The organism is Kitasatospora herbaricolor (genome assembly GCF_030813695.1).
In the GTDB taxonomy this organism is placed as follows: Bacteria; Actinomycetota; Actinomycetes; order Streptomycetales; family Streptomycetaceae; genus Kitasatospora; species Kitasatospora herbaricolor.
Map to the genome: position 1 here is coordinate 9,096,702 of NZ_JAUSVA010000002.1, position 23,889 is coordinate 9,120,590.

A 23,889-nucleotide genomic window follows, 5' to 3' on the forward strand; every position below is an offset into this window, starting at 1 on the left:
ACCCCCCTTTGTTCCGGGCTCCCCGGGCCGCCGGCCCCTGCCCGCACCCATCGGCTCGCCCCTTCCGGCCCCGACGGCCCCGCCGTCGCACGGCCCGTCCCGGCACACCCTGATCCCGCACGCCCTGATCCCGTACGCCCCGGCACACCCCGTCCTGCCCCTCCAGCGCCGTCGGCCCCGCCCCGACGCGGCGCCCCTTGCACTGCCCGTCCGCCCCCGACGAGGGCCGGTCCGGCATGCACCCGAAAGGTGACGCAGCATCATGAACGCCCCGATCAGCACCCGTTCGACCCTCGCCAGACGCTCCTTCCTCGGCCTCGCCCTGGGCACCGCGGCGACCCTCGCCCTCGCCGCCTGCGGCTCAGGCACCCCCGTCACGGCCGGCGGCGCGGCCGGCGGAACCGTCAAGTGGGGCTGGGCGCTGCCCACTTCATGGGACCCGGTGCTCTCCTCGGCGGGCTGGGACGTCCACGACCTCTCGCTGGTCTACGCCGGCCTCACCAAGCTGAACGAGAAGGGCGACGCCGTCCCCGCCCTCGCCACCGGCTGGACGTACAGCCCGGACGGCACCGCCGTCACCTTCAAGCTCCGCGACGGCCTGAGCTTCAGCGACGGCACCCCGCTGGACTCGGCCGCGGTGAAGAAGAGCCTGGACCGCGGCCGCACCGACCCCAAGTCGCTGGTCGCCCCGCAGCTGGTGCACATCAAGGAGATCACCGCACCCGACCCGCAGACCGTGGTGCTCACCCTCACCCAGGCCGACTACCAGCTGCCGAACCTGCTGGCCGGCAAGACCGGGATGATCGTCAGCCCCAAGGCCTTCGAGGGGGACGCGGCCGGCCTCGCCTCCCGGCCGGTCGGCGCCGGGCCGTTCACGCTCAGCTCCTACACCCAGAACGCCAAGGCCGTGCTGAAGCGCAACCCCGGCTACTGGGACGCGTCCAGCATCAAGCTCGACAACTTCGAGATCTACCCGCTGCCGGACGCCTCCACCGTGGTCGCCGCCCTGCAGTCGGGTCAGTACAACGTCGCCCAGATCCCCGGCAGCCAGGTGGCCGCCGCCAAGGCCGCCGGCCTGGAGGTCCAGGTCATCCCGTCCCTGGTGGTCGCGGTGCTCGACATCAACCCCACCAAGGCGCCCTTCGACAACCCGCTGGTGGTGCAGGCCCTCAAGTACGCGATCGACCGTGAAGCCCTGCTCAAGACCCAGCAGTTCGGCTTCGGCGACGTCAGCTACCAGCCCTTCCCCAAGGGCTATGTCGGGTACGACGCCGGCTCCGCCGACCTCTTCCCGCACGACCCGGCCAAGGCCAAGGAGCTGCTCGCCCAGGCCGGGCACCCGGACGGGGTGGAGCTGACCATCACCACCACCGCCGCGCAGGGCCTGCCCGAGCAGCTCCAGGCCCAGCTGAAGGAGGTCGGGATCAAGACCACCATCGAGGTCATCCCGGCCGCCCAGGCGACCCAGATCATCTACATCCAGCACTCCCGGGCCCTGTTCACCGACCAGTTCGCCGGCCGCGACTCCGCGCCGCAGGCCTTCCAGGTGCTCTTCGGCGAGCAGGGGCTGATGAACCCCGGCCGCAGCACCCCGCCCGAGCTCAAGGCCGCCGTCGACCTGGTCTCCAGGACCCCGCTCGACTCGCCCGACTACCCGAAGAACCTCCAGGCCGCCACGGCCCTCGCGGTCCGCACCATGCCCAACGTCTTCCTCTACAGCGTGCCGCGGATCCTGGCCCGGCAGAAGAGCGTCTCCGCCATCCCCGAGTTCACCGTCGTCCAGCGCTTCGAGGGGGTGACCGCGCCGTGACAGCGCTCCTCGCGCCCGCGCCCGCCCGCCAGGGCGGGCGCGGCCGGGTGCTCGCCGCCCGGGCCGCGCGGGCGCCGCGCGGCCCGGTCCGGGCCCTGCTGACCACCGCCACCGTCTTCCTGATCTCCTCCCTGATCACCTTCGGACTCGGCGCGCTCTCCGAGGCCAACCCCGGCGCCGCCGTCCTCGGCGAGACCGCCACGCCGGCCGACATCGCGCGGATGAACCACGAGTTCGGGCTCGACCGGCCGCTCACCGAGCAGTTCACCGGCTGGCTCGGGCACGCCCTCGGCGGGGACCTCGGCCACTCCTGGTTCACCACCCTGCCGGTGGCCGACAGCATCGCCGCCGCGCTGCCCGTCGACCTGTCGATCGCCGGCCTCGCCCTGCTGTTCGCCGTCCTGCTCGGCGGCGCCGCCGGGATCGCCGCCGCCCGCAGCAACGGCGGGCGGCTCGACCTGGCCGTCACCGCCGTCTGCTCGGTGCTCGGCACCCTGCCCGCGTTCGTGATCGCCATCGGCCTGATCGCCGTCCTCTCGGTGCAGGCCGGGCTGCTGCCCTCCGGCGGCTACGTCCCGTTCGGCCAGGACCCGGGCCAGTGGCTGCGCTTCGCCGTCCTGCCCGCGCTGGCCCTGAGCCTGGACGCGGCGGCCGGCATCGCCCGGCAACTGCGCACCTCGCTGGTCGGCGCGCTGCGCGAGAACTACGTGACCGGCGCCGTGATGCGCGGCCTGCCCGCCCGCCGGGTGCTCTTCGGCCACGTCCTGCGCAACGCCGCCGGCCCGGCCGTCACCGTCCTCGGGATGAGCGTGCCGATGCTGATCGGCGGCGCGGTGGTCACCGAGCGGATCTTCAACCTGCCCGGCATCGCCCAGCTCTCCCTGCAGGCCGCCCAGCAGCACGACGTCCCGGTCATCCAGGGCACCCTGCTGGTCACCGTCGCCGTCGTGCTGATCGCCAACCTCGCCGTCGACGCCGGCCTGCTGGCCCTCAACCCGGCTGCCCGCCGGGCCGCCAAGGCCCGCCCCGGGCAAGGGGGCCAGCTATGAGAACGATCCGCCGCACGCTGCGGCTGCGGACCGCCCGGCTCGCCCTGCCGGTACTCGTCGCGGTCGCCCTGCTCGCCCTGTTCGGCGGCGCCCTCGCCCCGCAGGACCCACTCGCCCAGGACACCGCCCAGCTGCTCGGGGCCCCCGGCGGCGCCCACCTGCTGGGCACCGACTACCTCGGACGCGACGTGCTCAGCCGGCTGCTCGCCGGCACCGGCGACTCGGTGGCCGGTGCGGTGGAGGCGGTGGCCGCGGCGATGCTGCTCGGCATCGTCCCGGGAATCGCCTCCCTCTGGCTCGGACGGGTCTTCGAGTGGGTGTCGCTGCGGGCGGTGGACGCCCTGATGACCCTGCCGTTCACGCTCTTCGCGATCGCCGCGGTGGGAGTCTTCGGCAACGGCCTGCACCAGGCGATGCTCGCTCTCGGGGTGCTGCTCTCGCCCCTGTTCTTCCGGGTCACCCGGGCCGCGGCGCTGGGCTTCACGCAGGCCCAGTACGTTCAGGCGGCCGAGCTGATGGGCGCCTCGCGCCGCTGGATCCTGCGGACCCACCTGTGGTCCAAGATCCTGCCGACCGTCGCCGTCACCACGGCCCACGCGCTGGCCACCGCCCTGCTGACGGTCACCTCGCTGACCTTCCTCGGTGTCGGCGTCCAGCCGCCGGCCCCGACCTGGGGCGGCATGCTCGCCAGCGACCTGGGCTTCCTCGCCCAGCAGCCCTGGGCCCCGATCCTGCCGGCCACCCTGATCATGCTCACCGTCGGCGCGCTCAACCTGCTCGCCGACGCCGTCCGCGACGCCGGGGCGGCCGGGACGGAACCGGCCCGGGCCCGCACCGCCGCCACCGCCCCGGCGGGCCGTCCCCGCCGCGGCGGCCCGTCCGAGCAGTCCGCACCGAAGGAGCAGGCCGATGCCCCCCTCCCCGCCTGACCCGGACACCGCCGCCACCACCCCGGGCGCACCCGTCCTGACCGTGGAAGGGCTGCACATCACCGTCGGCGCCGGCCGCGCCGAGGCCGTCCGCGACGTGGGGTTCCGCGTCCGGGCCGGCGAGGCCGTCGGACTGGTCGGCGAATCGGGCAGCGGCAAGACCCTCACCTGCCGTTCGGTGCTCGGCGTCGGCGCCCCCGGCGTCGCCGTCTCCGCCGGACGGATCGAGCTGGCCGGCACCGAGCTCACCGCCCTGACGGAGCGCCAGTGGGAGCAGGTGCGCGGCACCCGGCTCGGCGCCGTCTTCCAGGACCCGGCCTCCTACCTCAACCCCTCCCTCACCGTCGGCCGCCAGCTGGCCGAACCGCTGCGGCTGCGGCACGGCCTCGACCGCGCCGCCGCCCGGACCCGCGCGGTCGAGCTGTTCGCCTCGGTCGGCCTGCACCGGCCGGAGGAGGTCTACCACCAGTACCCGCACGAGCTGTCCGGCGGCATGCTGCAGCGCGTGCTGATCGCCGTCGCGGTGGCCGGCGAGCCGGAGCTGCTGGTCGCCGACGAGGCCACCACGGCGCTGGACACCGTGGTCCAGGCCGAGGTGCTCGAACTGCTCGCCAGGCTGCGGACCGAGCGCGGACTCGCCCTGCTGCTGGTCACCCACGACCTCGCGGTGGTCGCCGAGGTCTGCGACCGGATCCTGGTCTTCTACGCGGGCGAGATCGTCGAGGACGGGCCGACCGCCGAGGTCGTCGCCGCCCCCGCCCATCCCTACACCGAGGCCCTGCTCCGGGTCGCCTCGATCGGCGACTGGCGGCGCCGCGACCTCGCGGTGATCCCCGGCCGCCCGCCGGAGGCCGGCGCCGCCCCCGTCGGATGCCGCTTCGCCGACCGCTGCGCGTTCGCCACGCCCGCCTGCTCCGACGCCCCCGTCCCGCTGACCGTCCGGCCCGACGGCCGCCGGGTGCGCTGCGGCCGGGCCGACGAACTCGCCCTGGCCGGCGCCTTCGACACCGCCGCCACAACCGCCACCGCCACCGGCACCGCCGGCCGGACCCACCGCACCCTCCAGGAGGTGACCGCATGAGCCCCAGCACCGCCACCGCCACGGCGGCCGCCCGCCCGGCGACCGCCGGCACCGAACCGCTGCTGCGGATCAGCGCCCTCTCGGTCGCCTACGGCCGCCGCCCCGGCCGGGCCGCCGAGCGCGTCCTCGACGACGTCTCCCTGGACGCCCGGGCCGGCGAGATCCTCGGCGTCATCGGTGAGACCGGCTCGGGGAAGACCACCCTCGCCCGCGCCGTCGTCGGCCTGGCGCCGGTCGTCGGCGGCCGGATCACCGTCGACGGCGAGGAGGTCACCGGCCTGCGCGGGCGCCCCCTGCGGGAGTTGCGCCGCAGCGGCCGGATCCAGTACATGTTCCAGGACCCGCTGCGCTCGCTCGACCCGGACCTCACGGTCGGCGAGATCGTCGGCGAACCGCTCACCGTCGGCACCGGAACCGAACGCGGCGAACGTGCCGAGCGGATCCGGGAGGCCCTCGAACTCGTCGGCCTGCCGCCCGAGTTCGCCGAGCGGACGCCCGGCCGGCTGTCCGGCGGCCAGCGCCAGCGGGTCTCGCTGGCCCGGTCCGTCGTGACCCGCCCGCGGCTCCTGCTCGCGGACGAGCCGGTCAGCGCGCTGGACGCCTCCAACCGCAACCACGTCCTGCTGCTCCTGGACGAGCTGCGCCGCAGCCTCGGCCTGGCCGTCGTGATCATCTCGCACGACCTCAGCTCGCTGGCCGGCATCGCCGACCGGATCGCCGTCCTCTACCGCGGCCGGCTGGTCGAGCAGGGGCCCGCCGAGGACGTCCTGACCGACCCCCGGCACCCGTACACCGCGCTGCTCACCGCCTCGGCCCCCAGCGTCCGGCGCGAACACCGGATCACGCCGGCCCAGCTGCGCCCGCGCGAGCCCCGGCCCGAGTGGACCCGCCGACCGGCCCCCGGTGCCTGCGTGTTCGCGCACCGCTGCCCGTTCGCCGGCGAGGACTGCCGGCAGGCCCCGGTGGCCGCGGAGCACGGCGGTCCCGGCCGCTCCGTCGCCTGCCACCGCGCCGCCGACTGGCGCGAGCGCCTCGCCGCCGACGCGCTCTGAGGCCGGCCCGGCCCCCACGCCCTCGGCGGTCACAGGCCGCCTCGCACCTCGTCGCACCACCCCCCCAAGAAATACCGACCCACGTCTGGAGTAGCGCCATGCCCGTCGAGTTCATCGGCCTCGCCGCCACCAAGCCGTTCACCGAGACCGACACCCAGGACACCGGCCCCGCCGTCCAGCCCGGCTACCTGCGCGAACTGGCCCTGGCCCACGAGGAGTCCGGCTTCGACCGGGTGCTGGTCGCACACTCCTCCGCCAGTCCCGACGGCTTCACCGTCGCCGACCAGGTGCTGACCCACACCACCCGCCTGGGCGTCCTGCTCGCCCACCGCCCCGGCTTCGTCTCGCCGACCGTCGCGGCCCGCAAGTACGCCACCCTGGACGCCTTCCACCCCGGCCGGATCGCCCTGCACGTGATCACCGGCGGGGACGACGCGGACCAGGCCAGGGACGGCGACTTCAGCGACAAGGAGACCCGCTACCGCCGCACCGACGACTTCCTCCAGGTGGTCCGCCGCACCTGGGAGTCGGCCGAACCCTTCGACCACCAGGGCGAGTTCTACTCGGTGAAGGGCGGTCTGTCGTCCGTCCGGCCCGAGCGGCCGATCCCGGTCTACTTCGGCGGCGCCTCCGCGGACGCCGTCCGGGTCGGCGGCCGGCACGCCGACGTCTACGCCTTCTGGGGCGAGCCGCTGGCCGGAATCGCCGAGCGGATCCGCCAGGTTCGCGCGGCGGCCGAACCCTACGGCCGGGAGCCGGCGTTCAGCGTCAGCCTGCGGCCGATCCCGGCCGAGACCGAGGCCGCCGCCTGGGAGCGCGCCGCCGAGATCCTGCGGCTCACCAAGGAGAAGGTCGGCGACCTTCGCAAGGCCTTCAACCTCGACCACTCCGCCCAGGAGGGCTCGCAGCGCCTGCTCGCGGCCGCCGCCGAAGGCGACGTGCACGACAAGCGGCTCTGGACGGCGGTCGCCAAGGCCACCGGTGCGGCCGGCAACTCCACCGCCCTGGTGGGCTCGTACGAGCAGGTCGCCGAATCGCTGCTGGACTACACCGCGATCGGCGTCGGCACGCTGCTGATCCGCGGCTTCGACCAGCTGGCCGACGCCCGGGACTACGGCAAGCTGATCACGCTGGTCCGCGACCAGGTGGACGCCGGCGGCGCGGTGCTCGCGGGAGCGGCGAGCGCATGACCTCCGTCCTCCCACCCCGGACCTCGCCCACCACCTCGCACTGGGGCGCCTTCGGTGTCCGCCCCGGTGCGAGGGGTGGCGTCGAAGTGGTGCCGCACCCCGCCGACCCCTCCCCTTCCCCGCTGCTCGGCGGGGTGGCCGGGGCGCTCGACCACCCGACCCGGGTCCGCCGTCCGGCGGTCCGGCAGGGCTGGCTGGAACACGGCCCCGGGCCCTCGACCGCGCGCGGCGCCGAGCCGTTCGTCGAGGTGGAGTGGGAGCACGCGCTGGACCTGGTGGCCGCCGAACTCGACCGGGTCCGCCGCGAGCACGGCAACCAGGCCGTCTTCGGCGGCTCCTACGGCTGGGCCAGTGCCGGCCGGTTCCACCACGCGCAGAGCCAACTGCACCGCTTCCTCGGCCAGTTCGGCGGCTACACCGGCTCCCGGAACTCCTACAGCCTGGGCACCTCGCTGGTGCTGCTGCCGCACCTGGTCGGCGACGCCGAGACGGTGCTGCGCGCGGCGTCCTCCTGGCCCACCATCACCCGGAACACCCGCCTGATCGTCGCCTTCGGCGGGATCCCCGCCAAGAACGTCTACGTCACCCCCGGCGGCGTCACCCGGCACGGAACCCCCGGACACCTCGCCGAACTCGCCGCCCGGGGCGTCGAGGTGGCCCTGGTCAGCCCGCTGCGGGAGGACCTGCCCGAAGGACCGGTCACCGACTGGTACCCCGTCGCGCCGGCCACCGACGCCGCCCTGATGCTGGCCCTCACCCACACCCTGGTCAGCGAAGGGCTGCACGACCGCGCCTTCCTCGACGCCTGCACCACCGGCTTCGAGACCCTGGCCGACTACCTGCACGGCGGGCCGGACGGCGTCGTCAAGGACGCCGACTGGGCGGCCGCGATCTGCGGGATCGAGGCCGGCCGGATCCGCGCCCTGGCCCGCCGGATGGCCGCCACCCGCACCCTGGTCACCGTCACCTGGTCGCTCCAGCGCGCCCGGTACGGCGAGCAGCCGGTCTGGGCCGGGCTGGCGCTGGCCGCCGCGCTCGGCCAGATCGGCCTGCCGGGCGGCGGCTTCGGCCACGGCTACGGCTCGATGGGCGACGTCGGCGACACGGGCCCGCAGCTGCGGCTGCCGTTCCTGCCCCAGGAGCCCAACCCCGTAAAGGACTTCATCCCCTGCGCCCGGATCGCCGACCTGCTGCTGCACCCCGGCGAGGAGTTCGACTACGACGGCGCCCGGTACACCTACCCCGACATCCGGCTCGTCCACTGGGCAGGCGGCAATCCCTTCCATCACCACCAGGACCTGGGCCGGCTGCGCCGCGCCTTCGCCCGCCCCGACACCGTCGTCGTCCACGAACCGCACTGGACCGCCACCGCCCGGCACGCCGACATCGTGCTGCCCGTCACCACCGCCCTGGAACGCGAGGACTTCGGCGGCGGCCGCCGCGACACCCACCTGATCGCCATGCACCGCGCCGTCGAACCGGTCGGCGAGGCGCGTGACGACCACGCCGTGCTGGCCGCCCTCGCCGGCCGGCTCGGCTTCGGCGAACGCTTCACCGAGGGCCGCACCCCGCGCCAGTGGCTGGAGCACCTGTACGCCGAATGGGCGGCCGAGCTGACCGCCTCGGGCCGTGCGCGGCCGCCCGCCTTCGACCGGTTCTGGTCGGAGGGGGAGTGGCAACTTCCCCAGGGACCATCTGAGTTCACCTTGTTCGAGGAGTTCAGGGCGGACCCGGAACGCTTCCCGCTGCGCACCCCCAGCGGGCGGATCGAACTCGCCTCGGCCACCGTCGCGGCGATGCGCCTGCCGGACTGCCCGGGCCACCCGAGCTGGCTGGAGCCCGAGGAGCGGCTCGGCGGCCCGGCCGCCGGACGGCACCCGCTGCTGCTGATCGCCAACCAGCCCGCCACCAGGCTGCACAGCCAGCTGGACACCGGGGCCGTCAGCCTGGCGGCCAAGGTCGCCGACCGGGAGGCGGTCCAGATCCACCCATCCGACGCCGCCGAACGAGGGATCGAGCAGGGCGGGTTGGTCCGGATCTTCAACGACCGCGGTGCCTGCCTGGCCGGCGCCCTGCTCACCGAGCAGGTCCGCCCCGGAGTCGTCCGACTGCCCACCGGCGCCTGGTTCGACCCGGTCCCCGGGGTGGAGCCGCCGCTCTGCGCCCACGGCAACCCCAATGTGCTGACCGCCGACCTGCCCAGCTCGCGGCTCTCCCAGGGCTGCGTCGGCCAGCACGCCCTGGTGCAGCTCGAACGCTGGAGCGGCGGCGAACCGCCCCCGGTCACCGTCCGCACCGCGCCCACCTTCGTCCGCCCCGCCGCCACCCCGCCCGCCGCACCGGCGGCCCCCACCGAGCCGCCCACCGACCCGAAAGCCCCGCGATGACCCAGCGACCGACCCAGCAGCTGATCCAGCCAGGGGCCCAGCAGCCGCCCGCCGCACCCGCCGTTTCGCCCTCGCCCCTGCCGCCCGCGGCGCCCGTTCGTCCCGCCCTGCCCGCCCCGGACCTCGACAGGCTGCCGACGGTCACCGCCGCCCTCGCCGCTGACGCCGAGCAGCACGACCGCGAAGCCTCCTTCCCCTACCGGGGCATCGAAGCCGCGCACCGGGCCGGGCTGCTCACCGCCACCGTCGGCGCCCGCTCCGGCGGCCCCGGCGGCGGGCTCGCCGACACCGTCCGGATCCTCGGCGCCCTGGGCGCGGGCGACCCGGCGGTGGCCCTGGTCACGGCGATGACCCTGTTCACCCACGCGGCCGAGGCCCGCACCCCGTACTGGCCCGCCGAGGTGTACGCGGAGCTGCTCGCCGAGTCCGCCGAGCGGCCCGCCCTGGTCAACGCCCTGCGGGTGGAGCCCGACCTGGGCACCCCCGTGCGCGGCGGACTGCCCGCGACCGTCGCGCGCCGCCGCGGCGAGCACTGGGAGCTGACCGGCCGGAAGATCTTCTCCACCGGCGCGGAGGCCCTGCGCTGGATGCTGGTCTGGGCCCGCACCGACGAGCCCGAACCCCGCGTCGGCAGCTTCCTGGTCCGCTCGGACGCGGCGGGCCTGACCGTCGAGCGGACCTGGAACCACCTCGGCCTGCGCGCCAGCCGCAGCGACGACGTGCTGCTCGACGCCGTCCGGGTCCCGTACGGGCACGTCGCCGGTCTCGCCCGGCCCGGTGCGGACGGCGGCCGGGACACCGTGGCCGGCGCCTGGAACTCGCTCGGGCTCACCGCCCTCTACCTCGGCGTGGCCCGGACCGCCCTGGAGTGGCTGACCGGCTTCCTGCACGAGCGCGTCCCCACCGCGCTCGGTGCCCCGCTCGCGAGCCTGCCGCGCTTCCAGAACGCCGTCGGCGAGATCGAGGTGGCGCTGGACGGCGCCGAACGGCTGGTCACCGCGCTGGCGCAGGCCGTCGACGCGGGCGAGTCGGCCGCCGCCGAACAGTCCGCCGGCGCCAAGGTGCTCGGCACCCGGGCCGCGATCGGCGCGGTCGAACAGGCCGTCGCCCTGATCGGGAACAACGCGCTCACCTACGACAACCCGCTCCAACGCCACCTGCGCAACGTGCTCTGCAGCCGCATCCACACCCCGCAGGACGACACCGTCCTGCTCGCCGCCGGGCAGCGCGCCCTGCTGCGCGCCCGCCCCTGACGGCCCCGCCCCTCACCGCCCTGCTCCCGACCACCCCGACTCCCGCTCCCCGACTCCCGCTCCCTGATTCCCGCTCCCCGGCCGCGCTTCCCCGCGGCCACCGCACGAAAGGCCTGACACCATGCCCGTCGAGTTCATCGGCATGATCGGCACCACCGACGTCTCCGAGACCCGCCCCGCCTCCGGCCCGGTCGTCGACCCCGACTTCACCAGGCGCTTCGCCAAGGCCCACGAGGAGGCCGGCTTCGACCGGATCCTGATCGGCTACGGCTCCTCCAGCCCGGACGGCGGCCAGGTCGCCGCCCACGTGGCCGCCCACACCGAGCGGCTGGGCCTGCTGGTCGCGCACCGGCCGGGCTTCGTCGCCCCCACCCTGGCGGCCCGCACCTTCGCCACCCTGGACCAGTTCTCCGGTGGCCGGGTGGCCGTCCACATCATCACCGGCGGCCACGACGCCGAGCAGCGCCGGGACGGCGACTACCTGCCCAAGGACGAGCGCTACGACCGCAGCGACGACTACCTGGACGTCCTCACGAAGGCCTGGACCAGCGAGGGCCCCTTCGACCACCAGGGGCCGCACTACCGGCTGGAGGACTTCCACGCCGAGGTCCGGCCCGTCCAGCAGCCGCGCATCCCGCTCTACTTCGGGGGGTCGTCCGAGGCGGCCTACCGGGTCGGCGGCAAGCACGCGGACGTCTTCGCGCTCTGGGGCGAGCCGCTCGCCGAGACGGCCGAGCAGATCGCCTCCGTCCGGGCCGGCGCCGAGGCGGCCGGACGCAGCACGCCGCCCCGGATCAGCGTCTCCTTCCGGCCGATCCTGGGCCGCACCGAGGAGGAGGCCTGGGAGCGGGCCCACGGCATCCTGCACACCATCCAGAACCGCGGCCGGGGCGGCGGCTCCTTCGTGGGCAAGCGTGCGATCCTCCCGGTCGGTCCCGACGCCCGCCCGCAGAACGCCGGCTCGCAGCGACTGCTCGCCGCCGCCGCCAAGGCCGACCGGCACGACCGGGCCCTGTGGACCGCCCCGGCCGCCGCCACCGGCGCCGCGGGCAACTCGACCGCGCTGGTGGGCACCCCCGAGACGGTCGCCCAGGCCCTGCTCGACTACGTCGACATCGGCGTCAGCACCCTGCTGATCCGGGGCTACGACCCGCTGGACGACGCGCTGGACTACGGGCGCCACCTGCTGCCGCTGGTCCGCCAGGAGGTCGCCCGCCGCGAGCGCGCGGAGGCCGCCCGCGAGGCCGCCGCCCGGCTGGCCGCCCCGGTCACCGCGGGGAGCGCCCGATGAGCGCCCCCGTCGCCCAGGCCCCGCTCGCACCCGGGGCCCCCGCTCCGGTGCCCGCGGCCGCAGCTTCCGGCCCCCGGCCCGGCACGCTCGTCTGGGAGCCCGCCGAGGGCGCCGCCCGGCGCGGCACCGTGGTGCTGCTCCCCGGCCGGGGCGAGAGCCCGGCCGTCTACCAGCGCTTCGGCCGCCGGCTGGCCGCCGACGGCTACGGCGTCCACGCGCTCGCCCTCGGCCCGGAGCCGGCGCCGGCCGAGGTGGCGGACGCCTTCGCGGCCGTCGCCGGGCAGGCTCCCGCACCGGTGGTGCTGGCCGGGTCGGACACCGGCGCGCTGCGGGCGCTGGCCGCAGCCCGGGAAGCCGGAGCGCGGCCGGACGGCCTCGTGCTCGCCGCACTGCCGCTGACGGCCGACACCCCGCCGCCCGGCGACTGGGAGGAGGAACTGGCGGCCCGGACGTCCTGCCCGGCCCACCGCGGCGTGCTGGCGGCCGATCCGGCGTTCGGCCGGGGCCGCTTCGCGGACCGCGTCCCGGACGCGCTGCTCGCTCCGGCGTTGAACCCGGCCCCGGCTGCGGCCCAGGCCCCGGCCGCGGCGCCTGCGGCGCCCGGGCCGCTGCCCGTCCTGGTCCTGCACGGCGCGGCCGACCCCGTCGCCCCGCCGCAGGCGGTCCGGGAGTTCGCCGCCGGGCTGCCCGCGGCCGTCCTGGTGCTGGTCGAGGACGGCCGGCACGACGTGCTCAACGACGCCACCCACCGCAGTGTCGCCGCGCAGCTCGTCCAGTGGCTGGAGCGCCTGCGCGGCGGCCCGGACCTGCCCCGCCTGCTCACGGTGGAGGAACCGGCCCGCTGAGGTCCGGCCCGCCCCACCCCCGCCACCACCGCCAGGACGGGTCCGGTCCGTCCGGAGCGTACGGACCGGACCCGTCCCCGCCGGTCACCACCGGCGCGTCCGCAAGCCTGCCGCCCGACCGCCGGCCCCGCCGGCACCGATCCACGTCCCAGGAAGGACATCCCGTGACCATCATCCAGGACCTCCCCGCCACACAGCTCCGGCCGATCGGGCCGGCCCCCGTGCCGGCCGACCGGCTGCGCCGCACCCTGCGCCGGCAGGCCGCGGGCGTCACCGTCATCACCGTGCCGGGCCCCGCCGGCTTCACCGCCACCTCCTTCACCTCGGTCAGCCTGGATCCGGCCCTGGTGTCCTTCTACGTGTCGGCCACCGCCTCGGCGGCGCCGGCCGTCCGGGCGGCGGCCGGCTTCGCCGTCCACATCCTCGGCCGCGGCCAGGAGGAGCTGGCGGCCCGGTTCGCCCGTAGCGGCGTCGACCGCTTCGCCGGCACCGACTGGACGCCCGACGAGCTGGGCACACCCGTCCTGGCCGGGGTCGCGGCCTGGCTGACGGCGCGTCCGGTGCTGCTCCAGGAGGTCGGCGACCACCTGCTGGTGGTCGGCGAGGTCGTCGACACCCTGGCCCGCGAGGACGTCGGCCCGCTGGTGCACCACGACGGCGCCTTCGGCGGGTTCACCTCCGCTCCGGGCGCCGGTGCCCGCCGGAGCTGACCGGCCCCCGTCCGGTGCCCCGGCCACCGCCCGGCACCTCCACGCGGCCCGCGCACCCGGCCGCCGCCCGTCCCAGGAGTCCGCAATGTCCCTCACCTTCCACTGGTTCCTGCCCACCACCGGCGACAGCCGCCACGTGGTCGGCGGCGGCCACGGGTCGACGCCCGGCACGGCGGGCGCCGACCGCCCGCCGAGCATCGAGTACCTGGGCCAGATCGCCCGCACGGCGGAGCAACTCGGCTTCGCCGGCGCGCTGACCCCCACCGGCGTCTGGTGCGAGGACGCCTGGCTGACCACGGCGATGCTCACCCAGGTCACCGAGCGGATCAAGTTCCTGGTCGCCTTCCGCCCGGGGCAGCTCAGCCCGACCCTGGCCGCCCAGATGGCGGCCAGCTACCAGCGTCAGTCCCACGGCCGGCTGCTGCTCAACGTGGTGACCGGCGGCGAGTCGGCCGAGCAGCGCGCCTACGGCGACTTCCTGGACAAGGAGGGGCGCTACGCCCGGGCGGACGAGTTCCTCGGGATCGTCCGGCGCCTCTGGTCGGGCGAGATCGTCGACCACGAGGGGGACCATCTACGGGTCGAGCAGGCCCGGCTGGCGCGGCTGCCGGATCCCGCGCCGGAGATCTACTTCGGCGGGTCCTCGGCGGCGGCCGGTACGGTGGCGGCCCGGCACGCGGACGTCTACCTCACCTGGGGCGAGCCGCCCGCGCAGGTCCGGGAGAAGATCGAGTGGATCAGCGGTCTGGCCCGGGCCCGGGGCCGCACGCCCCGGTTCGGGATCCGGCTGCACGTGATCGCCAGGGACACCTCCGCGCAGGCCTGGGCCGAAGCCGAACGGTTGCTCGCGGGGATGAGCCCGGAGCGGATCCGTAGTACCCAACTCGCCCTGGCCCGGAGCGAGTCGGACGGACAGCGACGGATGCGGGAGCTGCACGGCGGCGCCACCGACCGGCTGGAGGTGCACCCGGGCCTGTGGGCGGGCATCGGGCTGGTGCGCGGCGGCGCCGGCACCGCGCTGGTGGGCAGCCACCGGGAGGTCGCCGACCTGATCGGGGAGTACCACCGCGCGGGCGTTCAGGAGTTCGTCCTGTCCGGCATCCCGCACCTGGAGGAGGCCTACCAGGTCGGCGAGGGCGTCCTGCCGCTGCTCGCGGCCGAGGGACTCTGGCGCCACCCGGCGGTCCCGGCCGGCCGGTTCTGAGCCGGGGCCGGACCGGGCCCGGGCGGCCCCGCCGGTTCAGCGCCCGGCCGGGACCCGTCCCGGGTCCAGCGGCGCGGTGACGTGCACGGACAGGTCGTCGTTGTCGTCGTCCGAGCCGAAGGTGCCGGTCAGCGAGGAGGTGAGTGAGGCGGCGATCCCCACCAGGATGAAGACGACCAGCAGGCCGCGCCCGGCGCCGCTGAGCACCAGCGGCCTGGTCGCCGAGGCCACCGGCGCCGCGCCCACCGCGCCGACCGGCGGGTCCTCACCGAAGAGCTGCTTCGGGTAGGCGGCGGTGAGCATCAACAGGTAGGCCTGGAAGCGCATCCGGTAGCGCACGATCGCCGCGCTGGCCTCGAACAGCGGTCGCGGCATCCGGCCCAGGATCAGCACCACCAGCCAGCTGATGAACGACACCGTCCACCAGCCGGTGAGCAGCACGCTCTGCACGATCGCCGCGGGGATGGCCAGGATCAGCCGGAAGAAGACCGCCAGCCGGTTGAGCTCGCCCGGCTTCAGCCCGACCTGGACGGGGTACCCGGGCGCCTGGAAGGCGAACGGCGGGTACCGGTCGTGGGTCAGCATCGCGTAGGTGTTCACCCGCGTCTCGTACGCGACGAAGCCCGCCAGGTAGGTCGCGGCGAATTCCGGCAGCCGCCCCAGCACCAGCGCCCCGAACCAGCCGATCACGCTCACGAAGAAGGCCACCACCGACAGCACCCACAGCACGATGATCTGCGGGATCAGCATCAGCAGGCGCAGCAGCACGGTCAGCCGGTTCTGGTCCGCCGGTTCCGGCATGTCCAGCGTCGGCAGGAACTCGGCCGCGGCGGGCGCAGCGGCGGGGGGAGCGTCCCACATCCGGGCCTCCAGGCGTCGGGTCCAGGGCGGTGGCGGCGGGGGAGCCGCATCTTCCGAAGATCGCAGTCGCCCGGCGCCCGCGCCCGTCGGATGGACCGATCGGGCGAAGCGAGAGGGCGGGCCGGCGCCCGGGCTCCGGCCGCTCCGGGGGCGTCCTCCGCGCCCACCCCGGCATCCGGAGCCGGAGCCGGGGCCGGCCCCTCGCGCGGGTCGCCGCCGCCGACCCGCCGCAGGGCCGGCGGGTACGGGCGGCGCGGGCTCCCGGTCGGGCGGCGGTGCACGTCGCGACGGCGTCCGGTAGGGCGGCGCCGCCGGGGGGAGACCCCGATCACGACAGGCTGACGACCGGCCAACTGCTGCCCCGGACAAGGCGGGTACGACTGTCCGAAACGCCTGTGACAGGTGCCGGAACCGCTCGGTATCGTCGCGGCATGCCTGAACTGATCGCGCCCACCACCCGTCTGCGGTCCGCCTGGCTCGAAGCCCGTGCCGACTGGGGGCCCGGCGCCCATGAGGACGGCTTCGGGCTGCGGGCGGCCGACGAGGTCGACTCGCCGGACGGATTCGCGGCCTGGGTGGCCCGGCTGGCCGAGCCGCCGAAGCCGGACGGGAGCCAGGGGCGGCCCGGTCCGGTGGGTTGCGTGTACCGCTGGATCGTCGAGGACGGCCGGGTGCACGGCGGGATCGCGCTGCGGTACGGGCCGGGTGATTTCGTGCTGCCGTTCGGCCACATCGGCTACGGCATCCGGCCGTCCTCGCGCCGGCGCGGGCTGGCCGCCTGGGCCCTGGGCCGGATGCTCGACGAGGCGCGGGCCCGTGACCTGGGCCGGCTGCTCCTCGTCTGCGAGGTCGGCAACGTCGCCTCCGTGAGGACGATCGAGCGTCTGGGCGGCGTCCTCGAAGGCGTCCAGGACACCGAGTTCGGGGCCGTGCGGCGGTACTGGATAACGCTCTGAGGCCGGCCGGGCCACTCCCGGCGGGGCCTCGCCGGGGTCGCCCGACCAGGCCGGGCTCCGCGTGAACAGTCGCTTTGTCGACGGAAGTTGAGCGTGGGCCCGGACGGGAGCAAGATGGGCCCGGACGCGGTGGCCCGGTGCTGGGCCCGGTGGCCGTCAGGCGTGCGAGGAGGCCGGCTCCCGAGGGGTTCGGCCGGGCCGGCGGCCGCCACGAGGCCGGATCGGGCGCTGCGGAACGTCACCGATCACGCCCCGGCCGGGCCGTGACGACTGATCGACGGACAGGGCAGGGTGGATGGCACAGCGCAGCTATTGGCGTGAGGCGGACGGGTCCGCGGTGGGGGCGGCGCAGGCCCAGCAGCTCTGGGCCGACGAGGCCTATCCGCACCTGGTCACCGTCGCCGGGACCTATCACGCCGTCATCACCTACAAGGAGTTGGCGGAGGCGGTCCAGGCGGCGTCCGGGGTCCGGACGACCGCCCTCCTGCACAACTGGATCGGGGGCGTGCTGGGCCATGTGGTCCGCGAGGCCCATCGGCGTGGCGACCCGCCCCTGACGGCACTGGTCGTCCGCACCAGCGACGGGATGGTCGGCGAGGGCTACCGGGAAGTCCTCGCGGTCGCCGGGCAGGAGGCCGCCGCCGAGGACATCGACCGGGAGAACCACGCGGCGGCCGCCCGGCTGGACTGCTACCGCCGCTTCGGCGCCGCCCTGCCGCCCGGCGGCGGCGTCCCCGCGCTCGCGCCCCGGCTGCTGGCCGCGATCGAGCGCCGACGCGCGCGGCTCCCGGAGCCGGCCGCACCGATCTGCACCGGCTGCTACGTCCAGCTCCCGGCTACGGGGATCTGCGACTCCTGCCAGTAGGAGGAGCCCGCCCTGGGCCGGCCCGCCGAGGACGGGCGCCCGGGGCGAGGACCGTCCTGTCCTCGCCCCGGACTCCGGTGTCCGGCCCGCCCCGGACTCCGGCCCGCGAGACCCTGCGGCCCCGCGAGACCCTACGGAGTCAGCCGGTTGGGCCCGCGGAACAGGAAGGTCGCCTCACGGATCGAGTCCAGGCCGAGGAGCACCATCAGCACCCGGCCGAGGCCCAGGCCCAGACCGCCGTGCGGAGGGCATCCGTAGCGGAAGCAGTTCAGGTAGTCCTGGAGCGACTCGATGCCGATGCCCTTCTCCGCGGCCTGTTCGAGCAGCACGTCGTACCGGTGTTCGCGCTGCGCGCCGGTGGTGATCTCCAGCCCCTTCCACAGCAGGTCGAAACTGAGCGTCAGGTCGGGCTCGCCCGCTGCCCGCATGTGGTAGAAGGGCCGGATCCCGGCCGGATAGTGGGTCACGAACACGAACTCGTGCCCGGTCTCCCGCCGGATGTGCGCGGCGAGCGCACGCTCGCCCTCGGGGTCCAGGTCGGCCCTGGCGCCCTCAGGGTCCCGGCCGCCCGCCCGCAGGATCTCCTGGGCCCGGGCCATGGTGACCCGGGGGAAGGGCAGCGCAGGGACGGTCACCTCCACCCCGAACTGCTCCTGGATCGCGGCTCCGTGCCGCTCCGCGACCCGGCCGAGGGTGTGCGCGAGCATCCGCTCCTCGAAGGCCATCACGTCCTCGACGTCCTCGGTCCAGGCGAGTTCGACGTCCACCCCGGTGAACTCGGTCGCGTGCCGCGAGGTGAAGGAGGGTTCGGCGCGGAACACCGGCCCGATCTCGAAGACCCGGTCGATACCGGCGGCGATCGCCATCTGCTTGTAGAACTGCGGGGACTGCGCGAGGTACGCGCTGCGGCCGAAGTAGCCCAGCTCGAACACCTCCGCGCCGGACTCCGAGGCGGTGCCCATCAGCTTCGGCGTGTGCATCTCGGTGCAGCCCTCGGCGTACGCGAACTCCCGCAGGGCCTGTTCGACGGTGGTCTGCACCGCGAACAGCAGCTGCGCGGCGGGGCGCCGGCGGACGTCCAGGAACCGCCAGTCCAGGCGGTGTTCCAGCCCGGTGAGCTCGTTGAGGGGCAGCGGTGCCTCGGCCCGGTTGAGCAGCTCGACGTGCTCCGGGACGATTTCCAGGCCGCCCAGCCGGACGGCGGGGTTCTCGACCACCAAGCCGGTGACGCGCACCGCCGACTCGACGGTCAGCTCCTCGATCCGTTCCTCGACCGGGTCGTCCGCGCCCAGGCGCCGGTGGGTGACCTGGGCGGTGCCGCTGTGGTCCCGGACCAGCACGAACTGCATCGTGCGTTGCAGGCGCAGGGTGTTCACCCAGCCGTGGACCGAAACCGTGCGGCCCAGGTGTTCCCGCAGGTCGGCGACCAGGACACGGGGGGTGGGGTGGATCATCGCAGTCCTCCGTAGGACGTCGGGTGATCCCTTGGGAGTGCGGGCGAGAAGGGGCTCGCGGTGCCACCGCACTTTCGCTCCCGCCGACGGCGGCAGCCTCGTTCGGGCCCGATCACGGGGGCCGGCCGGCGGGGCATTTCCTCCCCGCGCTCAGGAGTGTCTTCGCCTCGGGCGCGATGCCGCCTTCACAGCTGCCGGCGGCTCTCTCGACTCGCGGGATCCCTCGGGTACTCGTCTCCCTCATCGCGTTGGGCACAGGCTAGGCGGCCCGGCGCGATCGTCGCAACGCCCTTTCGGGCACTCGGGGCGTCCCCTTCGGGCACGCGGCCCGGCCGTTCCGGCGGCGGCAGGGCCACAGGTGGTCCGCCGCCCGGCCGCTCCACCGGGACCGGCCGGCGCGCTCCTCCCGCCGCGGGCCGCACCGGTCCGGCCCGCGGCGGGAGGAGCGCGCCGCCGCTCCGCCTGGGCCGGGGGTGTGCACCGACGGCGTGTCGGACCCCGTCCGGCGACCCCGGTCGCGGGTCGTGCTTACCTGGGCTGGTAGAACGGGGCTGGTGAGAACGGGGGCGGGACGGATCGGGAGACCGGGGCCGGGGCAGGACGGATCGGGGCGCGGGGGCGGCGGGGGAACCACAACCATGGCTGGACACGTCGACATGCAGCAGGGCTTCGCCCTGCCGCGTTCATGTCGGACGTCCCGGCGGTGCGGTGCGGGGCTTCCGGCGGTGCGGTGCCGACGGTACGCGCGCCCCGGCATCCGGGTGTCCCGCAGACCGTGACAGGTGGCGCCGCGCGCGAGCGCGGCACCGAGCCCGGGCCGTTCGTGCCGGTGCTCCTGTTGGTGGGTGTGTAGGACGGCCGTGGCGGCGACGTCGCGGCGTAGTGGAATTGCGGTGCGTACCGGCGCCGCGAAGCAAGGAGCATGATGACCCTGGCGCTCGCCGCCACCTGGAACCCGCTGGACTGGCCGCTGACGCACGGGCCGATCGCGTACGCCGTGCTGGCGGCGGGCTGGGGGGCGCTGCTGATGCTCGCCGTGGCCCGCGGCCGGCGGTGGGGGCTACGCCTGCTGCCCTGCGCGGTGGCTCTGGCCGTGGCCCTCACCCTGCTGATCGACGTGGCCGTCGACGACTGGTGGCAGCCCTTCCCCGAGGGCCTGCCGGACGAGGTGACCGTGTGGATCGGCACGGCGGTCCTCGGGCTGTCCCTGGCCGGGTTCCGGCTGCGCCGGCTGCCCTGGTGGCCCGGCCGGGCGCTGGTCGCGCTCGCCGCCGGGCTGGCGGTGCTGATGGCGTCCTCCCAGGTCAACCGGCTGTTCGACCAGTACCCGACGGCACGTGTGCTGCTCGCGCCCTGGATCAGTGACACCGGGACCCTGGACACCACGCAGGCCGACCGGACGATCGGCGCGCCGCCCGGCAGGACGCTGGCCGACGTCTGGAACCCGCCCGCCGACCTGCCCGCCAAGGGCACCATGGCCGGCGTCCGGATACCCGGCCCGCGGTCCGCGTTCAGGACCCGCCCGGGCTTCGTCTACCTGCCGCCCGCCTACCAGGCCACCCCGCGGCCGCTGCTGCCGGTGCTGGTCCTGCTGCCCGGCCAGCCCGGCGCGCCCGAGGACTGGATCAACTCCGGGGGCCTGCAGGACATGATGGACACCTTCGCGAGCGCCCACCGGGGCCTGGCCCCGATCGTGGTCGTCGCCGACCCCACCGGCTCGCCCTGGGTGAACCAGCTCTGTATGGACTCCCGGCTGGCCAAGGCGCAGACCTACCTCGCCCACGACGTCCCGGCCTGGGTGCGCGACACCCTGCAGACCGCGACCGGACGGCAGTCCTGGGCGGTGGCCGGCCTGTCGTTCGGCGGTACCTGCTCCCTGCAACTGGCCCTGAACGCACCCGAGGTCTACGGCTCCTTCATCAACATCTCCGGCCAGCAGGAGCCCACCCTGGGCAGCCACGGCAAGAGCGTGAAGGAGGCCTTCGGCGGCGACGAGGCTGCCTTCGACGCCGTCGACCCGATGCACGTGATGGCCCGCAAGAAGTTCCCCGACACCGCCGGGATCTTCGTGGTCGGCTCGAACGACCAGGAGTTCCGCCCCCAGCAGGAGAAGGTCTACGCGGCCGCCGTCCGGGCGGACGTCGCGGTCCAGCTCCAGGTCAAGCCCGGCTGGCACGACTGGACCGTCTTCCGGGCGGCCATCAGTGACAACCTGCAGTGGCTCGCCAAGCGGACCGGACTGATCGGATGAGCGCCCCGGCCACCACCCCGGCCGACGGGCCCGCCGACACCCGCTCGACATCCTCCGCCGTACCGGCCCCGGCCGGCCCGCGGCCCGGGCCCGATGACCCCGCCGCCAGGCCCGCCGATCCCGGCGCCGGACCGGGCGGGGGACCGACCGCGCCGACCCCCGAACCGGCCCGCTCCCGCTGGCTGCGCCAGGCCCGCCGGCTGCGCGAGGCGCCGCTGACCCTCGGCCTGCTCGCGGCCCTGTGGATCATCGGGGCGGCCACCGGCAGCCTCCGCCACGGCCCTTCCGGCCCGCTCCTGGAACAGGTCGGCGTGGGCCTGCCCACCCTCGACGCCGGCCGCTGGTGGACCCCTCTCACCTCGCTGGTCTGGTGCTCCGGCCTGAGCGCCTACCTCTTCACCAGCGGGCTGCTCCTGCTGGTCGGTCCCGTGGCCGAACGCCGGCTCGGCCGGCGCCGCAGCGTCCTGGTGCTGGTCACCGGCCAGATCGTGGCCACGCTGCTCGGTACCGCCCTGGTACGGCTGGGGATCGCCGCCGGCGAGGGCTGGACCCTGGACATCGCCGACCAGATCGCCACCGGACCGGGCGTCGGACTGTTCGGGCTCGCCGCCGTTCTCGGCTACCGCCTGAGCGCCCTCTGGCGCCGACGGATGCACCTGCTGGTGGTGCTGATCCCGCTGGTCGCCACCCTGTACATCGGGCACCTGCAGGGTCTGCAGCGCTTCACCGCCGCCGTGGTCGGCCTCGCCGTCGGCGGCCTTCTGCACCGCCACGGCCCGTACCGCGACGCCGACCGGGCGGCCGACGGCACCCGCCGCCTTCGCCGCCTCGGGCTGCCCCGGCGCGGGCGCTCCTCGCACAACGAGACCCGGGTCCTGGTCGCCCTCTGCCTGGTCGCGGCGGCCGTCGGCCCGCTCTTCGCCTCGCTGTACGACAACGCCATCGGCCCCTTCAACAGCCTCTCCGACCTCTACCTCTCGCGCTCCTACGCACCCGACGAGATCGCCGACCTCTGCTCGATCTCCGTCCACGAATGCGCCCGGGCGCACGCCGTCCAGGACTTCTTCGACTCGCCCGGACGCCTGATGGCCGCCGCCGTCCCCGCCCTGCTGCTGGTGCTCGCGGAGGGCCTGCGCCGCGGGCTGCGCGCCGCCTGGCGGATCACCGTCCTCACCGAGCTGATCTGGATCTGCCTGCTCGTCCGGCTGCTCGCCGACGACCTCTCCGTCCTGCAGGATCCGGCCGACACCGCGGCCGTCGTCGAGTTCTTCGTCGAGGCCCTGCTGCTGCCCGTGCTGACCACCGCCCTGCTGATCCGCACCCGGCACCGCTTCCAGCTGCGGATGGCCCGGCGGGTGGTCCGCCGCCTGCTCGCCGTCATCGCGACGGCCCTGGTGCTCACCGCCACCGCCTACGTCGGGGTCGGCGGCCTGGTCCGAGAGCAGTACGACCCGGCCGTCACCGTCGGCCGGCTGGTCGCCGGGCTGCCCGCGGCCTACCTGCCGCCGGCGTACGGCGAACTGCTCTCCGACTACCCGATCGCCACCGGCCCGGTGGCCCGGCTGCTGGTCACCTACTGCGGACTGCTGTTCTGGACGGTCACACTGTCCGCCCTGCTGGTCGCGCTGCGCCGGCCGGTGGTGCACGTGGACGCCGAGGACGCCGCCCGCGCCCGGGCTCTGCTCACCGCCCACGGCGGCAGCACGCTGTCCTTCATCAGCACCTGGGACGGAAACCACTACTGGTTCGACGAGGCCGGCGAGGCGGCGGTGCCCTACCGGGTGCTCTCCACCGTCGCCCTGACCACCGGTGACCCCTTCGGCGAGCCGGCGGCCAGGCGCCGGGCGGTGGCCGGGTTCGCCCGCTACTGCGACGCGCGAGGCTGGACCCCGTGCTTCTACAGCGTCACCCCCGAGATCCGCGAGGCCGCCGTCGAACTCGGCTGGCGCTCCCTCCAGGTCGCCGAGGACACCGTGGTGGCGCTGCCCGAACTCGCCTTCACCGGGAAGAAGTGGCAGGACATCAGGACGTCCCTGAACAAGGCCGGCAAGCAGGGCATCGTCGCGGAGTGGTGGAGCTACCGGGACGCGCCGGCCGACATCAAGGACCAGATCCGGTCCATCTCCGAGGAGTGGGTCTGCGACAAGGGCCTGCCGGAGATGGGCTTCACCCTCGGCGGCCTGGACGAACTGGAGGACCCGGCCGTCCGGGTGCTGATCGCCGTCGACCCGGAGCGCCAGGTGCACGGCCTGACCAGCTGGATGCCCGTCTACGAGGACGGCCGCCCGGTCGGCTGGACCCTGGACTTCATGCGCCGCGGCTCCGACGGGTTCCGCGGCGTGATGGAGTTCCTGATCGCCTCCGCGGCGCTCGGCTTCAAGGAGGAGGGCGCCCGGTTCCTGTCCCTCTCGGGCGCGCCGCTGGCCCGCGCCGACCGCGGCCAGGACCCGACCTCCCTGCAGCGGATGCTGGACTGGATGGGCAAGGTGCTGGAGCCGGTGTACGGCTTCCGATCGCTGCTCGCCTTCAAGGCCAAGTTCCAGCCCGAGTACCGGCCGCTGTTCATGGTCTACCCGGACCCGGCGGCCCTGCCCAGCATCACCCGGGCGATCGGCAAGGCCTATCTGCCGCACCTGACCGCGGCCCAGGGCGTGCGCCTGATGCGGAAGCTGTCGGCCTGAGACCCGTCGGCCCGAGACCC

General features: G+C 75.1%; 18 protein-coding genes. 16 read left to right on the forward strand and 2 right to left on the reverse strand.

Going from position 1 to position 23,889, the window contains the following annotated elements:
• Positions 1-262 precede the first annotated feature (262 nt).
• The 12 genes from J2S46_RS39140 (at position 263) to J2S46_RS39195 (ending at position 14,801) form a co-directional block, all read left to right on the forward strand.
• Entirely contained in the window at positions 263-1,810 is a 1,548-nt protein-coding gene (locus J2S46_RS39140) for an ABC transporter substrate-binding protein (RefSeq protein WP_191290976.1), read from the forward strand.
• Positions 1,807-2,859, forward strand: coding sequence for an ABC transporter permease (locus J2S46_RS39145; RefSeq protein WP_191290975.1), 1,053 nt, complete (start codon positions 1,807-1,809; stop codon positions 2,857-2,859). Before J2S46_RS39140 ends, J2S46_RS39145 begins: the two co-directional genes overlap by 4 nt.
• Positions 2,856-3,788 (forward strand): ABC transporter permease, encoded by a 933-nt coding sequence (locus tag J2S46_RS39150; RefSeq protein ID WP_191290974.1) that lies wholly within the window; start codon positions 2,856-2,858, stop codon positions 3,786-3,788. Before J2S46_RS39145 ends, J2S46_RS39150 begins: the two co-directional genes overlap by 4 nt.
• A complete protein-coding gene (locus tag J2S46_RS39155; RefSeq protein ID WP_191290973.1) occupies positions 3,769-4,869 on the forward strand; it encodes an ABC transporter ATP-binding protein in 1,101 nt (366 codons plus the stop codon). The genes J2S46_RS39150 and J2S46_RS39155 overlap by 20 nt, the downstream gene beginning before the upstream one ends.
• Complete coding sequence (locus J2S46_RS39160; protein WP_191290972.1) at positions 4,866-5,921, forward strand: ABC transporter ATP-binding protein; 1,056 nt, start codon at positions 4,866-4,868, stop codon at positions 5,919-5,921. The genes J2S46_RS39155 and J2S46_RS39160 overlap by 4 nt, the downstream gene beginning before the upstream one ends.
• 98 nt (positions 5,922-6,019) lie before the next feature.
• Positions 6,020-7,111 (forward strand): LLM class flavin-dependent oxidoreductase, encoded by a 1,092-nt coding sequence (locus J2S46_RS39165; RefSeq protein WP_191290971.1) that lies wholly within the window; start codon positions 6,020-6,022, stop codon positions 7,109-7,111.
• Positions 7,108-9,498 carry a molybdopterin-dependent oxidoreductase gene (locus J2S46_RS39170; protein ID WP_191290970.1) on the forward strand — a complete coding sequence of 797 codons (2,391 nt, stop codon included), beginning with the start codon at positions 7,108-7,110 and terminating at the stop codon, positions 9,496-9,498. Before J2S46_RS39165 ends, J2S46_RS39170 begins: the two co-directional genes overlap by 4 nt.
• Positions 9,495-10,751, forward strand: a complete 1,257-nt coding sequence (locus J2S46_RS39175) for an acyl-CoA dehydrogenase family protein (protein ID WP_191290969.1) — start codon at positions 9,495-9,497, stop codon at positions 10,749-10,751. Before J2S46_RS39170 ends, J2S46_RS39175 begins: the two co-directional genes overlap by 4 nt.
• 121 nt (positions 10,752-10,872) lie before the next feature.
• The gene (locus J2S46_RS39180) at positions 10,873-12,042 is read left to right on the forward strand and encodes an LLM class flavin-dependent oxidoreductase (RefSeq protein ID WP_191290968.1); all 1,170 of its coding nucleotides are present in this window, start codon (positions 10,873-10,875) and stop codon (positions 12,040-12,042) included.
• Positions 12,039-12,887, forward strand: coding sequence for an alpha/beta hydrolase (locus J2S46_RS39185; protein WP_191290967.1), 849 nt, complete (start codon positions 12,039-12,041; stop codon positions 12,885-12,887). The genes J2S46_RS39180 and J2S46_RS39185 overlap by 4 nt, the downstream gene beginning before the upstream one ends.
• Before the next feature lie 164 nt (positions 12,888-13,051).
• Positions 13,052-13,597 (forward strand): flavin reductase family protein, encoded by a 546-nt coding sequence (locus tag J2S46_RS39190; RefSeq protein ID WP_191290966.1) that lies wholly within the window; start codon positions 13,052-13,054, stop codon positions 13,595-13,597.
• Between the two features lie 85 nt (positions 13,598-13,682).
• Positions 13,683-14,801: an LLM class flavin-dependent oxidoreductase gene (locus J2S46_RS39195; protein ID WP_191290965.1), complete on the forward strand. Its 1,119-nt coding sequence runs from the start codon at positions 13,683-13,685 to the stop codon at positions 14,799-14,801.
• 36 nt (positions 14,802-14,837) lie between these two features.
• Here the strand turns inward: J2S46_RS39195 and J2S46_RS39200 are convergent, their stop codons facing one another.
• Entirely contained in the window at positions 14,838-15,662 is an 825-nt protein-coding gene (locus tag J2S46_RS39200) for a DUF4389 domain-containing protein (RefSeq protein WP_191290964.1), read from the reverse strand.
• Between the two features lie 431 nt (positions 15,663-16,093).
• Here J2S46_RS39200 and J2S46_RS39205 point away from each other — a divergent pair, with 431 nt between their 5' ends.
• Both J2S46_RS39205 and J2S46_RS39210 read left to right on the forward strand, forming a co-directional pair.
• Positions 16,094-16,618 (forward strand): GNAT family N-acetyltransferase, encoded by a 525-nt coding sequence (locus J2S46_RS39205; RefSeq protein ID WP_191290963.1) that lies wholly within the window; start codon positions 16,094-16,096, stop codon positions 16,616-16,618.
• Positions 16,619-16,913: 295 nt separating this feature from the next.
• Positions 16,914-17,483 (forward strand): hypothetical protein, encoded by a 570-nt coding sequence (locus J2S46_RS39210; protein WP_229912861.1) that lies wholly within the window; start codon positions 16,914-16,916, stop codon positions 17,481-17,483.
• Between the two features lie 131 nt (positions 17,484-17,614).
• Here J2S46_RS39210 and aspS read toward each other — a convergent pair whose 3' ends face one another.
• On the reverse strand, positions 17,615-18,937 hold the full coding sequence (gene aspS, locus J2S46_RS39215; protein ID WP_191290962.1) for an aspartate--tRNA(Asn) ligase: 1,323 nt from the start codon (positions 18,935-18,937) through the stop codon (positions 17,615-17,617).
• Positions 18,938-19,862: 925 nt separating this feature from the next.
• Here aspS and J2S46_RS39220 point away from each other — a divergent pair.
• Complete coding sequence (locus tag J2S46_RS39220; protein WP_191290961.1) at positions 19,863-21,188, forward strand: alpha/beta hydrolase; 1,326 nt, start codon at positions 19,863-19,865, stop codon at positions 21,186-21,188.
• On the forward strand, positions 21,185-23,869 hold the full coding sequence (locus J2S46_RS39225; protein ID WP_191290960.1) for a DUF2156 domain-containing protein: 2,685 nt from the start codon (positions 21,185-21,187) through the stop codon (positions 23,867-23,869). Before J2S46_RS39220 ends, J2S46_RS39225 begins: the two co-directional genes overlap by 4 nt.
• The last annotated feature ends 20 nt before the right edge of the window (positions 23,870-23,889 follow it).

Coding starts and splice junctions, on each gene's coding strand:
- J2S46_RS39205 (WP_191290963.1), top strand. CDS start 16,094: ATGCCTGAACTGATCGCGCCCACCACCCGTCTGCGGTCCGCCTGGCTC.
- J2S46_RS39180 (WP_191290968.1), top strand. CDS start 10,873: ATGCCCGTCGAGTTCATCGGCATGATCGGCACCACCGACGTCTCCGAG.
- J2S46_RS39200 (WP_191290964.1), bottom strand. CDS start 15,662: ATGTGGGACGCTCCCCCCGCCGCTGCGCCCGCCGCGGCCGAGTTCCTG.
- J2S46_RS39150 (WP_191290974.1), top strand. CDS start 2,856: ATGAGAACGATCCGCCGCACGCTGCGGCTGCGGACCGCCCGGCTCGCC.
- J2S46_RS39165 (WP_191290971.1), top strand. CDS start 6,020: ATGCCCGTCGAGTTCATCGGCCTCGCCGCCACCAAGCCGTTCACCGAG.
- J2S46_RS39185 (WP_191290967.1), top strand. CDS start 12,039: ATGAGCGCCCCCGTCGCCCAGGCCCCGCTCGCACCCGGGGCCCCCGCT.
- J2S46_RS39210 (WP_229912861.1), top strand. CDS start 16,914: ATGGCACAGCGCAGCTATTGGCGTGAGGCGGACGGGTCCGCGGTGGGG.
- J2S46_RS39160 (WP_191290972.1), top strand. CDS start 4,866: ATGAGCCCCAGCACCGCCACCGCCACGGCGGCCGCCCGCCCGGCGACC.
- J2S46_RS39225 (WP_191290960.1), top strand. CDS start 21,185: ATGAGCGCCCCGGCCACCACCCCGGCCGACGGGCCCGCCGACACCCGC.
- J2S46_RS39155 (WP_191290973.1), top strand. CDS start 3,769: ATGCCCCCCTCCCCGCCTGACCCGGACACCGCCGCCACCACCCCGGGC.
- J2S46_RS39140 (WP_191290976.1), top strand. CDS start 263: ATGAACGCCCCGATCAGCACCCGTTCGACCCTCGCCAGACGCTCCTTC.
- J2S46_RS39170 (WP_191290970.1), top strand. CDS start 7,108: ATGACCTCCGTCCTCCCACCCCGGACCTCGCCCACCACCTCGCACTGG.
- aspS (WP_191290962.1), bottom strand. CDS start 18,937: ATGATCCACCCCACCCCCCGTGTCCTGGTCGCCGACCTGCGGGAACAC.
- J2S46_RS39195 (WP_191290965.1), top strand. CDS start 13,683: ATGTCCCTCACCTTCCACTGGTTCCTGCCCACCACCGGCGACAGCCGC.
- J2S46_RS39175 (WP_191290969.1), top strand. CDS start 9,495: ATGACCCAGCGACCGACCCAGCAGCTGATCCAGCCAGGGGCCCAGCAG.
- J2S46_RS39220 (WP_191290961.1), top strand. CDS start 19,863: ATGACCCTGGCGCTCGCCGCCACCTGGAACCCGCTGGACTGGCCGCTG.